Annotated in this window: 13 protein-coding genes; 5 read left to right on the plus strand and 8 right to left on the minus strand. The window is 71.5% G+C overall.

Annotated features, from left to right (window positions below):
* Positions 1-17 precede the first annotated feature (17 nt).
* The 7 genes from ACBJ32_RS04250 to ACBJ32_RS04280 form a co-directional block, all read right to left on the minus strand.
* Positions 18-1,211, minus strand: coding sequence for a flavin-dependent oxidoreductase (locus ACBJ32_RS04250; protein WP_375125495.1), 1,194 nt, complete (start codon positions 1,209-1,211; stop codon positions 18-20).
* A 144-nt stretch (positions 1,212-1,355) separates the two neighbouring features.
* The gene (locus ACBJ32_RS04255; RefSeq protein ID WP_375125496.1) at positions 1,356-2,732 is read right to left on the minus strand and encodes a TrpB-like pyridoxal phosphate-dependent enzyme; all 1,377 of its coding nucleotides are present in this window, start codon (positions 2,730-2,732) and stop codon (positions 1,356-1,358) included.
* Positions 2,733-2,740: 8 nt separating this feature from the next.
* Positions 2,741-3,412 carry a transglutaminase family protein gene (locus ACBJ32_RS04260; protein ID WP_375125497.1) on the minus strand — a complete coding sequence of 224 codons (672 nt, stop codon included), beginning with the start codon at positions 3,410-3,412 and terminating at the stop codon, positions 2,741-2,743.
* A complete protein-coding gene (locus tag ACBJ32_RS04265) occupies positions 3,409-4,563 on the minus strand; it encodes an acyl-CoA dehydrogenase family protein (RefSeq protein ID WP_375125498.1) in 1,155 nt (384 codons plus the stop codon). The genes ACBJ32_RS04260 and ACBJ32_RS04265 overlap by 4 nt, the downstream gene beginning before the upstream one ends.
* A gap of 15 nt (positions 4,564-4,578) precedes the next feature.
* Positions 4,579-4,953, minus strand: coding sequence for an ectoine synthase (locus tag ACBJ32_RS04270; protein ID WP_357878477.1), 375 nt, complete (start codon positions 4,951-4,953; stop codon positions 4,579-4,581).
* A complete protein-coding gene (locus ACBJ32_RS04275) occupies positions 4,950-5,219 on the minus strand; it encodes an acyl carrier protein (RefSeq protein ID WP_375125499.1) in 270 nt (89 codons plus the stop codon). Before ACBJ32_RS04275 ends, ACBJ32_RS04270 begins: the two co-directional genes overlap by 4 nt.
* Positions 5,220-5,323: 104 nt before the next feature.
* Positions 5,324-5,734: a hypothetical protein gene (locus ACBJ32_RS04280; RefSeq protein ID WP_375125500.1), complete on the minus strand. Its 411-nt coding sequence runs from the start codon at positions 5,732-5,734 to the stop codon at positions 5,324-5,326.
* A 252-nt stretch (positions 5,735-5,986) separates the two neighbouring features.
* Here ACBJ32_RS04280 and ACBJ32_RS04285 point away from each other — a divergent pair, with 252 nt between their 5' ends.
* The 3 genes from ACBJ32_RS04285 (at position 5,987) to ACBJ32_RS04295 (ending at position 9,836) form a co-directional block, all read left to right on the plus strand.
* The gene (locus tag ACBJ32_RS04285) at positions 5,987-6,880 is read left to right on the plus strand and encodes a DMT family transporter (RefSeq protein ID WP_375125501.1); all 894 of its coding nucleotides are present in this window, start codon (positions 5,987-5,989) and stop codon (positions 6,878-6,880) included.
* Between the two features lie 110 nt (positions 6,881-6,990).
* Positions 6,991-8,445 carry an AMP-binding protein gene (locus tag ACBJ32_RS04290; protein WP_375125502.1) on the plus strand — a complete coding sequence of 485 codons (1,455 nt, stop codon included), beginning with the start codon at positions 6,991-6,993 and terminating at the stop codon, positions 8,443-8,445.
* Between the two features lie 77 nt (positions 8,446-8,522).
* On the plus strand, positions 8,523-9,836 hold the full coding sequence (locus ACBJ32_RS04295) for a cation:proton antiporter (protein WP_375125503.1): 1,314 nt from the start codon (positions 8,523-8,525) through the stop codon (positions 9,834-9,836).
* Between the two features lie 313 nt (positions 9,837-10,149).
* Here the strand turns inward: ACBJ32_RS04295 and ACBJ32_RS04300 are convergent, their stop codons facing one another.
* Entirely contained in the window at positions 10,150-10,491 is a 342-nt protein-coding gene (locus ACBJ32_RS04300; protein WP_375125504.1) for a hypothetical protein, read from the minus strand.
* 224 nt (positions 10,492-10,715) lie between these two features.
* Between ACBJ32_RS04300 and ACBJ32_RS04305 the strand changes: the two genes are divergently transcribed.
* Complete coding sequence (locus tag ACBJ32_RS04305) at positions 10,716-11,489, plus strand: alpha/beta fold hydrolase (protein WP_375125505.1); 774 nt, start codon at positions 10,716-10,718, stop codon at positions 11,487-11,489.
* 119 nt (positions 11,490-11,608) lie between these two features.
* Entirely contained in the window at positions 11,609-12,388 is a 780-nt protein-coding gene (locus ACBJ32_RS04310; RefSeq protein ID WP_375125506.1) for a thioesterase domain-containing protein, read from the plus strand.
* Positions 12,389-12,435: the final 47 nt, after the last annotated feature.

Here is a 12,435-nt window from a genome sequence, read left to right on the forward strand (position 1 = left end):
GAGACGCCGGCGGGGCTTCAGGGCCGCCGAGGGTGCACCGACCAGCTCCGGCGCGCGTTGAGCGTGGCCGGCTCGAACCCGGCCAGCTTCTTGTAGCGCAGCGCGATCTCCTCGCGCTCGGCCAGCGGCATGACGTCCTCGATGTCGCCGAACCCGTGCGGCGCCCGCTCGTGCGTCAGCCGCAGGATGACCTCGGGCCCGTCACCGCGGTTGGCCAGCACGACGTTGCTGGTGACCGGCCGGCGCTGCTCCTCGTAGAACTCCAGGCCCAGGCCGTTCGCCAGCGCGTACGCCAGCACCCGCGCGTCGATGACGGCCTGGGTGCCGCCGTTGGAGCCGGTCGGGTACATCGGGTGCGCGGCGTCGCCCACCAGCGTCACCCTGTCCGTGGACCAGTACGGCAGCGGGTCGCGGTCGACGAGCGGATACTCCAGGACCTGGTGCGCGTTCGCGATCAGCGCGCGCACGTCCAGCTCGTCGCAGTGCCAGCCCTCCACGTGGGGCAGCACCTTCTCCACGCCGACGGGCCGGTTCCAGTCGCCGCGGGGCACGCCCTCGACGCGCGCCGCGCGCTGGATGGCCCAGTTGACGAGCTGGGTGCCGTCGTCCTCGGGCGGCGCGATGGGGTAGATGACGAGCTTCTGCGCGCTGTCGCCGACCATGAGCATGGACCTGCCGGTCATGAACGGCCTGGCGTACGTGGTGCCGCGCCACAACACGTCGCCGCCCGGCAGCGGCTCGCCCTCGCCGGGGAAGAGCGCCTGCCTGACGGTGGAGCGGATGCCGTCGGCGCCGACGAGCAGGTCCGCGTCGTGGTCGAGGCCGGTGACGGGGGAGCCCAGCACCACCGCGCCGGGGCCGAGGCGCTCGCGTACGGCCTCCAGCAGCATCATCTGCAGCCGCCCCCGGTGGATCGAGTACTGCGGCCACCGGTAGCCCGCGGCCAGCCCGCGAGGCTCCGACCAGATGCGCTGCCCGCGCGAGGTGAGGAAGGTCAGGTCCGCGGTCGCCACGCCGATCGCGGCGAGCCGGTCGGCCAGGCCGAGCTCGATGAGCTCGCGGATGGCGTGCGGGAGGATGTTGATGCCGACCCCGAGCGGGTGGAGCTCCGCCACCGCCTCGTGAACGGTCACGTCGGTGATGCCGGCGGCGTGCAGGCTCAGGGCCGCGGTCAACCCGGCGATGCCGGCGCCGGCGATGACCACGCGCATGGAACGGTCTCCTCGAAGCCGTCTGGCGGGACACGGTCAACCTGATCGCAAAGATACTTGAGCGAAACTTGATCGGCCAGAGCCCGGCCGGCCCCGCTCGCGGGCGGACAATGGTGTGGGCGGGGGAGCCGCCCACACCGGCTCTCACGCCCCGCCGGCGACCGCCGCGAGCTGCGGGATGCTCGCCAGCCCCTGCTGGAACACCTCCTCGCCGGGCTCGTCGTCGGGCAGCGTGCCGTTCAGGTACTTCTCGTACGCCGCCAGGTCGAAGTGCCCGTGCCCGGACAGCGCGATGAGGATCGCCTTGGAGCGCCCCTCCTCGCGGCACCGCAGCGCCTCGTCGATGGCCGCCCTGACCGCGTGGCTGGACTCGGGAGCGGGCAGGATGCCCTCCGCGCGGGCGAACATGATCCCCGCCTCGAAGACCGCGACCTGCCGCAGCGCGACCGCCTCCATCAGCCCGTTCTCGACGGCCCTGCTGATCAGCGGCGAGCTGTCGTGCGCCCGCAGCCCGCCGGCGTGCACCGGCGGCGGCACGAACTTGTGGCCCAGCGTGTGCATCCGCGACAGCGGGGTGAGCCGCGCCGCGTCGGAGTGGTCGTAGGCGATCCGGCCCCGGGTCAGGGTGGGGCAGGCGACCGGCTCCGCGGCGATGAGCCGGATGTCGCGGCCGGTGCGAAGCTTGTCCCGCAGGAACGGGAAGCACATCCCGGCCAGCGTGCTGCCGCCGCCGCACGGGCCGACCACGATGTCGGGGTAGTCGTCGGCGAGCGCCATCTGGGCGATCGCCTCCTGGCCGATGACGGTCTGGTGCGCGCACACGTGGTTCAGCGAGCTGCCGCGGGTGTAGCCCAGCTCGGGGTTGGCCCAGGCCACCTCCATCGCCTCGGACTTGGCGATGCCCAGGCTGCCCGGATGGTCCGGGTTCTCCGCCAGGACGGCCCGCCCGGCCGCGGTCTCCGGGCTGGGGCTGGCCGAGCAGACGGCGCCGTAGGACTCCATCAGCGCCCGCCGGTACGGCTTCTGCCGGAAGCTGACCCCGACCATGAACACCTTCGCGGTCATCCCGAACATCGCGGCGGCCGACGCGATCGCGGTGCCCCACTGGCCCGCGCCGGTCTCCGTGACCAGGCCGGTCCTGCCGGCCTGCTTGTTGTAGTACGCCTGCGGGACCGCCGAGTTGGGCTTGAGGCTGCCGCTCGGCGCGACGCCCTCGTACTTGTAGTAGATGCGGGCCGGGGTGTCCAGCACCCGTTCCAGCCTGCGGGCCCGGTACATCGGGGTCGGGCGCCACTGCCGGTAGATGTCGCGGACCGGGCCGGGGATCTCGAACTCCGGCTCGGTGCTGAGCTCCTGCTCGATCAGCGGCTCCGCCATCGACCTGGCGAGCTCCGCCCGGCTGACCGGCTCGCCCGTCGCGGGGTCCAGGATGGGCGCCGCGGCCCCGAAGTCCGCGGCGATGTTGAGCCAGGAGTAGGGGATGTCGTCCTCGGACAGGGTGTACTTGACGCGTTCGTTCAAGGTGAACCTCACACGATCGAGATCTGGGCACTCGCCTCGGCTGTCAGCGAGCCCTTCACGGTTTGGTCGTGGCCGTCCAGCAGCCGCGGGTGCGCCGTCCTGAACGCGTCCAGGACCAGCTCGTACGGGAAGTCGTCGAACTCCCCGTGCCATCGCAGGAACTCCATGTGCCGCCGCCCGGACTCGTCGAACGGGTGGTAGACGCTGTCGGCCGTGCCGTCGAACTCCAGCGGCCTGAGCCGGTACAGCCGGCAGAGAGCCTTGTTGAACACCGGGGTCGCCTTCACCCAGCGGCCGTCCAGCCGGATCGAGACCAGGCCGTGGAAGCGGAACACGTCGCCGCCGACGAGCTCCTTGAGCCGCCCGGAGGCCAGGTGGTTGCGCACGTCGGCGAAGACCAGCCTGGCCGGGATGCCCAGCGACCGGGCGGCCGCGGCGTACACGATCGACTTGTGCAGGCAGAAGCCGCTGCCGCGGGAGATGATCGTGCTGGCCCGCAGCCCGTCGCGGGACATGTCGATGTCGTAGACGTCGTAGAGGATGTCGTCCCGGACCGCGTAGTAGAGCCGCACCGCCTGGTCGGCGGGGGTCTCGGCGCCGGCGGCGGCGCGGGCGGCGAAGTCCCGCACCACGGGGTGGCCGGCGTCCAGGAACGCGGTGGCGGCCAGGTCAGCGGTCATGTCTGTGACTCCTTGAGGCCGAGCATCCGCGCGATGCGGATCCGTTGCATCTCCGAGGTGCCGGAGTAGATGGTGCCGCCGACCGCGTCCCGCAGGTCCTTCTCCAGGCCGGTCTCGGTCAGGTAGCCGCGCCCGCCGAAGATCTGCACGGCGGACAGCGCCGACTTGACGTTCGCCTCGCTGGCCAGCACCTTCGCGATCGCGATGTCCGTGGTGACGTCCCGGCCGCGGACGAACCCCTCCGCCGCGTCGTACAACCAGCGCCGGGAGGTCTCCACCCCGATCTTCATGTCCACGATCTGGTCGGCGATCATCTGGAAGGAGCCGATGGGGCGGCCGAACTGGCGGCGCCGCGTGGCGTGCTCGACGCACCGGTCCAGCCGGTGCTGCATCGCGCCGACCTGGACGATGAACGAGCACAGGATCTCCCACCGCATCACGTGGTCCAGCACCGTGAAGCCCATGCCGGGCCGGCCCAGGACGTTCGCGGCCGGGATCCGGCAGCCGCGCAGGGAGAGCTCGCCGAGGGGCGAGGTGCGCAGGCCCATCTTCGGCACGTCCGGGCCGGCCAGCACCCCCTCGGTGCCGCGCTCCACCAGGAACGCGGTCAGGCCGAACGGGCCCAGGCTCGCGTCGGTCAGCGCGTACACCACGATCAGATCGGCCACCGGGCCGTTGGTCACGAAGACCTTGTCCCCGTCGAGGATCCAGTGGTCGCCGTCGGGCTTGGCCGTCATGCCCATGCCCAGCACGTCGGACCCGCCGCGCGGGTCGGTGATCGCGTGCGCGGTGATCGTGCCGCCGTCGCAGATGCCCGGCAGGTAGCGGGCCTTGAGCTCGGCGCTGCCGAAGCGCTGCAGCGGGATCCCGGCGCTGACGATCTGGGTGCAGATCGAGAAGCACAGGCCCCCGTCCCGGCAGCCCTCGCCCAGCCCCTCCAGGACGTACATGGTGCTGAGCAGGTCGAGCCCGCGGCCGCCCCATTCGGCGTGGAACGGCAGCCGCAGCAGCCCCGAGGCGCGCACCTGCTCCCACGCGCGCATCGGGAGCCCGGCGTCCCTGTCGGCTTCGAGGTGGCCCTCGGCCAGCGCCCCGTACCAGTGCGCGAACTCGGCTCTGAGCTCGCGGTGCTCTTCGCTCCACTCGTACATGCGAGATCAGATCCGTCAGTAGCAGGAGAACGCGGCCTCGTCGAGCGCGTGGCGCTCGTCGCCGCGCAGCGCGGGCGAGAAGACGCAGATCAGGCGCAGGTCCTCGCCGGGAGCCGCGATCAGGTGGTGCGGGTCGTTCTGGTCGAGGGCGTACATGGTGCCCGGCTCGAGGTCGTGCGTGCGGCCGTCGGCATCGACCACCGCGCCCGTGCCGCTGATGCAGTAGCAGGCCTCGAGGTGCTTGCGGTACTCCAGGGGGGAGCTGGTCCCGGCCCAGACGGTCGTGTCGGTGAGCGTGTACCCCATGCCGTCGTCCTCGACCAGGAAGCGGTGGCTGAGCCCGTTCCCCCACTCGACCGGCTCCACTTCGGAGATCTTGCGAATGATCATTTGAATGTCCGTTCTGCTGGTGCCGGCAGGGCTGACTCGACGAAATCGCGGATGGCCGCCACGGTGCGGAAGTTCTCCGGGACGATGTCGAGCTCGTCGACGGGGATGCCCAAATGATCCTTCAGCCAGGAAATGAGCCTCAGCAGATCGAGGCTGTTGACGACCCCGTTGCGGAAAAGGTCGTAGTCGACCTCGAGCTCGTCGGGCGGAGTATCCGGAAGATACTCGGTCACCACGAATTCTCTAATCACCTGTGTGATGTCCACGAATCGCAGCATCACCTCTGCGCGCAGGCGGACGCATCTTTGAGAATGCGCGGTGCCGGACGGTTGCCCGGCACCGCGCGCCGGCAGCGGACGGGAAAAACGGGCTAGGCCTTGACCATGGTCGACTGAAAGCCGCCACCCGGCCATTCCCAGGCCCCGGTGTTGGAGCTGCGGTCCTCGTTGAACTTGCCGACGAAACGGGCGGGCGAGCCCGGGTCGCCGTACCAGATGGTCAGGGTGTCGCCGTTCACCTCCCAGGTGTACTTGAGGATCTCGTGGGACTGGCCGAACAGGTGCGACTTGAGCGTGCCGGTCTCCGGGTCGTAGCCGATGTACTCCACCGACCTGCTGACGCCCAGCTCGACGTGCTGGATCAGGTAGAAGCCGCCTTCCAGCCACTCGAACCTGACGGTGCCCTGGTCGGTCTCCTTGCCGTCCTCGAAGTTCGTCACCTTCCAGGTGCCGACGAGAACGTCGAGCTGCCGCATCGCGGGATTCGGGGTTTTGTCGGCCATCGCGCATTCCTCCGTTTTTCACGACGTGGTGTGGCGGGGGCCACGGGCCAGATCGTACACTGCCTCCGGATGGCCGCCAATACATGCGCAATGCCGATCCTGACCGCTCTGCGCAAATAAAGTCAAGTGCGCTGTCCGCAAGAAAGTGAGCACGCTGGAAGAAGACCCGGAACGGGCGGCCGTGCTAGTACTCGAAAGAAGTGCCTGCCCGCAGGAATTCGCCACCGAGGCGAATTTCGGAAGGAGTTGCATATGAGCCGCCGTGGCTGGGTGCTGTTCGCCCTGATTTCTGTCATGTGGGGCATTCCCTACCTGCTGATCAAGGTCGCGGTGGCCGAGGTGTCGGTACCCGTGCTGGTCTTCGCCCGCACCGCCATCGGCGCAGCGATGCTCCTGCCCCTGGCGCTGCGCGGCGGGCAACTGGGAACGCTGCGGCGGCACTGGCGGCCGGTCATCGCGTTCGCCTTCCTGGAGATCCTCGCGCCCTGGTGGCTGCTGTCCGACGCCGAGCGGCAGCTCTCCAGCTCGACCGCCGGCCTGCTGATCGCCGCCGCGCCCATACTCGGCGTGCTGCTGGCCCGGATGACCGGCGGCGAGGAACGGCTCGGCAGGGCCCGCTGGGCCGGGCTGGCGCTCGGCGTGGTCGGCACCGCCGTGCTCGCCGGGCCGCACCTCGACGGCGGGGACGCCTGGTCGATCACCGAGGTGCTGCTGACCGTGCTCGCCTACGCGCTGGCCCCGCTGATCGCCGACCGCTACCTGCGGGACGTGCCCACCATCCCGCTGACCGCGGCCTGCCTCGCCTTCGCCGCGCTCGTCTACGCCCCCGCCGCCGCCTGGACCTGGCCCACCGTCATGCCCAGCGGCGCGGTGCTGGTCGCGCTCCTCGGGCTGGGGGTGCTCTGCACGGGGCTGGCGTTCGTGGTGTACGTCGAGCTCATCAAGGAGGCCGGCCCGTCGCGCGCGCTGGTGTCCACGTACGTGAACCCGGCCGTGGCGATCGCCGCCGGGGTGCTCGTCCTCCAGGAGCCGCTGACCGCGCTGATCGTCGTCTCCTTCGTGCTGATCCTGGCCGGATCCGTCCTGGCCACCCGCGCCGAGGGCGAGGTCACCCCGGCCCGGGAGCTGGAGGACGTGCGGTCCTGACGGCAGGAAGCTGCCGGTCACCGGCACGTAGCTGACGCCGATCCCCCTGGTTCCGAGGTCGCCCATCGAAGAGGCTCGTGGGTATCCACCACTACCGATGGGCGACCTTCATGACATCTGACCTGCTTTCCGGATTCATCGCTCGGACGAAGACCGATCCCGCCGCGCCCGCGCTGCTGACCCGTACCGGGACGGTCAGCTACGGCGAGCTCGCCGCGCTCGCCGGGCACGCCCAGGCGGAGCTGACCACCCTTTCCCCCGGCCCCGTCGCGGTGCTCGCCCAGAAGTCGCCACAGGCGATCGCGCTCGTGCTCGGCTGCCTCGCCGCCGGCCGCCCGGTGCTGCTCCCGCCGGTCGACCTGGGCCCGGTCGCGCTCCGCGAGCTGTGCGAGCGGGCCGGCTGCGCGCAGGTGCTGGCCACCGACGCCGAGCACGCCGCGGAACACCCGGACCTCGTCACCCGGGTCATCGCCGGCGGCTGCGACGGCCCGCCGCTGCCCCAGCCCGCACCCGTCACCGCCACGCACACCGCCTTCGTCCTGACCACCTCCGGCTCGACCGGGACGCCGAAACTGGTCCCGCTCTCCTCCGGCGCGGTGACCCGCTTCACGGACTGGGCCGGCGACGCCTTCGGCCTCGGGCCCGGCGAGGTGGTGCTCAACTACGCGCCGCTCAACTTCGACCTGTGCCTGCTCGACATCTGGGCCACGCTGCGGCACGGCGGCTGCGTCGCCCTGGTCGACCCCGCGGTGGCCGCCAATCCGCGGCACGTCCGCGACTTCTTCGCCGCCTCGCGGGTGACCGTAGTCCAGGGCGTGCCCATGCTGTACCAGTTGCTGGGCGAGGGGGTGTTCCCCCGCGTACGGCACGTCATCGTCACCGGGGACCACGCGCCGGCGCCGGTCCGCGCCACCCTGCCGGAGAGGTTCCCGAAGGCCCGCTACTACAACGTGTACGGCTGCACCGAGACCAATGACAGCTTCTGGCACGAGTTCGACGCCGCCGAGGCCGCCGCGCCCGGCCCCCTGCCGATCGGCGAGCCGCTGCCCGGCGTCGTCGCCGTCTTCGAGCACTCCTCCGACCCGCAGCGGGCGGGGGCCGCCGAGCTCCTGGTCCGGACGCCGTTCCAGACCACCGGTTACCTGAGCGCGGATCCCGGCACGTCGGCCGCCCGGTTCGTCACCGGCGCCGACGGGCGCGCCTACTTCCGCACCGGCGACCTGGTCCGCCGCGACCCCGACGGGCGGCTGTTCCTGGTCGGCCGGGACGACTTCCAGCTCAAGGTGCGTGGCGTCCGCGTCAATCCCGAGCAGGTCGAGCGCGTCCTGCTGGAGCACGACGACGTCGTCGAGGCCGTCGTCGTGCCGGCACGCGACGGGGGAGAGGTCCGGCTGACCGCCTTCGTCCGCAAGGCGCAGAGCAGCGGGCTGTCGGGCCTGCGCCTGCGCGCGCACTGCGCGACCCGGCTGCCGCGGGCGGCCATCCCGTCGGCCATCCGGCTGGTCGAGCACCCGCTCCCGCGGACCTCCACCGGCAAGGTCGACCGCAGGCGCATCGCCGCCTGATCAGGCCGTCTCATCGGGCGCCGCGCACCGCGGCGCCGCCTTCCCCGCCGGATCGTCCTGAACACTGAGGAGAAGACATGACTCCCGTTGCACCCATCGGCGCCCACCAATTACTGATCTTCCTGCTCCAGGTCGGCTCGTTGCTGCTGCTGGCGCTCGCGCTGGGCTCGCTCGCGACCCGGTTGAAACTGCCCTCCGTGGTCGGTGAGCTGCTCGCCGGCGTGCTGGTGGGGCCGTCGTTGCTGGCGCATCTCGCGCCGGACTTCCAGCAGTGGCTGTTCCCCGCGCAGGCCGGCCAGTTCCACCTGCTCGACGCGGTCGGGCAGATCGGCGTGATCCTGCTGGTCGGCCTGACCGGCATGCACATGGACATGGGGCTGGTCCGCAGGCGCGCCGGTACGGCGGCGGGAGTCAGCGTGGGCGGGCTCGTGGTGCCGCTCGGGTTCGGCGTCGCGGCCGGGTTCCTCGTTCCCGGGTCCCTGATCCCCGACGGGGCCGACAGCACGGTCTTCGCGCTCTTCCTCGGCGTGGCCATGTGCGTCAGCGCCATCCCCGTGCTGGCCAAGACGTTGATGGACATGAAGCTCATCCACCGCAACGTCGGCCAGCTCTCGCTCACCGCCGGGATGATCGACGACGCGTTCGGCTGGGTCATGCTGTCGATCGTCAGCGCCATGGCCGTGCACGCGGTGTCGGCGGGGACCGTGCTGACGTCCGTGGCCTACCTCGTGGCGATCGTCGCGTTCGCGCTCACGGTCGGCAGGCCGCTGGTGCGCGGCTCGCTCAGGCTGGCGGCCAGGTCGGAGGGGGCCGGGCCCACGGTGGCCACCACGGTCGTGCTCATCGTGCTCGCCGGGGCGGCCACGCACGCCCTGGGGCTGGAGGCGGTCTTCGGCGCGTTCGTGATGGGCATCCTCATCGGCAGCGCCGGCAAGGTGGACGCCGCCAAGCTCGCGCCGCTGCGTACGGTGGTGCTCGGCGCGCTCGCCCCCATCTTCTTCGCCACGGCGGGCCTGCGCATGGACCTGACCGCGCTGGGCGAGCCGTCGGTGTTGCTGGCGGGGCTGGCGATCCTGGCCATCGCCATCCTGGGCAAGTTCCTCGGCGTGTACGCGGGCGCCAAGCTGAGCAGGCTCAACCGGTGGGAGGCGCTCGCCCTGGGGGCCGGGCTCAACGCGCGCGGCGTCATCGAGGTCGTGGTGGCGATGGTGGGGCTGCGGCTCGGCATCCTGAGCGTCGAGGTCTACACCATGATCATCCTGGTGGCCGTCGTCACCTCGGTCATGGCGCCGCCCATCCTGCGCCTGGCCATGGCCAGGGTGGAGCGCACCGCCGACGAAGAGCTCCGCGAGACGGCCTACCGGGCTTGGGAGAGGCAGCCGTCGGCGTGACGGCGGCGACGGGGACATCGTCCGGGCGACGCCCGGACGATGTCCCCGTCGCCTGCGCGGTGTGCGGCTGCATGATGATGCCATGCGCTCGGACGGAGAGGCCCGGCCGCGACCGGCCGCCGGGCACGCCGGTGACACCGCCGCCGTCTTCCTTCTTCGTCTCGCCCCACGCGAAATCGCACCGGATGACAGCCCGCGCCACGCACACGAAAAGGAAGACCCCCGCGGCCTCCGCGGGGGTCTTTCCGTGGTTTACGTTTTATGTCGCTCCTTTCCTCGTCAATGGCCGGCGCAATTTTCGGGGCTCTCCTTTCTAGGCGGACGGCCAGGTGTTGTCGGGGTCGGCGACAGGGGCCGGCCAGGTGTTGCCGGGGGTGGTGGCGGGCACCGGCCAGGTGTTGCCGGGGGTGGTGGCGGGCACCGGCCAGGTGTTGCCGGGGGTGGTGGCCGCGACGACCTTCGGCCAGGTGTTGCCAGGGTCGACGGCGGGGACCGGCCAGGTGTTCGGGTCGGCCAGCACCGAGCCGGCCGCCCGGTCCGCAACCAGGTCCAGCGCGCCGGCGCCCAGTCCGAAAGCCGCACCGAAGGTCGCAACAGCCGCCGCAAGCTTGACAACACTGCCGGAAATCCGCGGGGAAAGAATGGAGTTCGTCATTTCACTGCCTCTTTCTCAGTCATTTGTTTTTCGGAGCCGTTCTCGCTTGCACTTCCAACTTTGCGATCCCGGCGCCCGGCAAACCAGATAAAACCGAGTCAGCAAGCTGCAGGCGCGTTGCACCTTCCTGCCACGCGCCTCCATGGAGCCCCGCCCCGGCCGGCCCGACAGTGAGAGGACAGGCATTGACGTGACCTGAACGTGGTTGGTGAATGGAGAGCGCCATGAAGAGACAGATCGTCCTCGTGCCCGGTCCGTGGATGGGAGCCTGGTGCTGGGAGGCGGTGCAGCAGCGCCTGCGTGGGCACGGCCACGACGCGCTGGCCATCACCTTGCCCGGGCTCGCCGGCGCCGGGGAGGACGTCTCGCACGTGGGGCTGGAGACCCACGTGGAGCGTGTCATGGCCTTGCTGGAGGAGCGGGACCTGCGCGATGTGGTGCTGGCCGGGCACAGCTATTCGGGCCTCGTGGTCGGCCAGGTCGCCGACCGGGCGCCGGACCGGGTGGCGCACACGGTGTTCATCGAGGGGTTCCTGCCGCATGACGGCAAGTCGATGCTGCACGCCTTCCCCGAGCGGGTGCGCGGCAGCGAGCTGAGGCAGATCGCCGACAACGGGGGCCGGTGGCCGGCCCCCGACGCCGCCGTGGTGGGCGACGGGCAGGGGCTAACCGCGCGGCAGGCGCACTCGCTCGCGCGGCGCTTCGTGGGCCACCCCGGGCGCACCCTGGCCGACCCCGCCAAGATGAACCGGCCGCTCGCCGACCAGCGCGCCACGTACGTCATCTGCTCCATGGAGCACGTGGGCGGCCAGATCGCCCCCGACGTGGCCGCCATGCGCATGGCGCCCACGTGGGACTTCGAGACCCTGCACACCGGGCACTGGCCGATGATCTCCACGCCGGGCCCGCTGGCCGACCTGCTGGCCAGGATCGCGGACGGCCCCGCCGCCGTGCCGGGGGCGGCGGGGGAGCGGCGGCGTACGCATGAGGACGCGTGAGCGGTGGGGAAATGGCGCGGGTGTGGCGCGCACGCGCGGGGACGCGTGGGGACGGCGCGGGAGCGGCGGCGCACGGACGAAGGTGCGTGGGCGGCGGGGCGGGCGCACACTGGCCGCTCATGGACACCGATGTGCTGCTGCCGCTGCGGACGACCGGCTCCGGAGTGCCGCTGTTCTGCGTCCATCCGCTGTCGGGGCTCGGCTGGTGCTATGCGGGCCTGGTGCCCTACCTGGGCCGGCGTCCCGTCTACTGCCTGCAGGCACGGCGGCCGCCCGCACGCGACCTGGCCGCGATGGTGGCCGGCTACATCGCCCGGATCCGCACGGTGCGGCCGGACGGGCCGTACCAGCTCATGGGCTGGTCGGCGGGTGGCAGCATCGCGCACGCGGTGGCCTGCGGGCTGCAGCGGGAGGGGGCGGACGTCGGCTTCCTGGCGCTGCTCGACTCCTTCCCGAGCACGGGGCAGGACACGCAGCCGGTGGACCCCGAGCGCGACAGGCTGGACCTCGCCCGCACGATCGCGAGCGACCTGGGCGCCCGCCACCACCCGGGCGACCCGGAGGAAGACGCCGCGTCCGTGCTGCGGCGCCTGGCCCGTGACAGCGGTTTGAGCGAGCGGCTGCTGTCGGAGCTCGTGGAGACCGCGCTCGGCACCCGCGCCGCCGTACGCCGGGCGCTGCCCGGCACCTTCCGCGGCGACGTGCTCCACCTGGAGGCGGCCAGGGAGAGCAGAGGAACCCTGACGCCGCGCGCCTGGGCGCGCCACGTCGACGGCCGCCTGGACGTGCGCCGCGTCGACTGCCGGCACGTGGACATGATGCGGCCGGGCCCCCTCAGCGTCATCGGCCCCGTCCTGGCCGCGGAGCTGGCCGGCCGGAGAGCCGGACCGGCGAGCTGACCTGCTGAGGGTCGCCACCACCTGTCATCCAGCACGGTCAGAGATGC

This window comes from Nonomuraea sp. GTA35, assembly GCF_041950525.1.
Taxonomy (GTDB): Bacteria; Actinomycetota; Actinomycetes; order Streptosporangiales; family Streptosporangiaceae; genus Nonomuraea.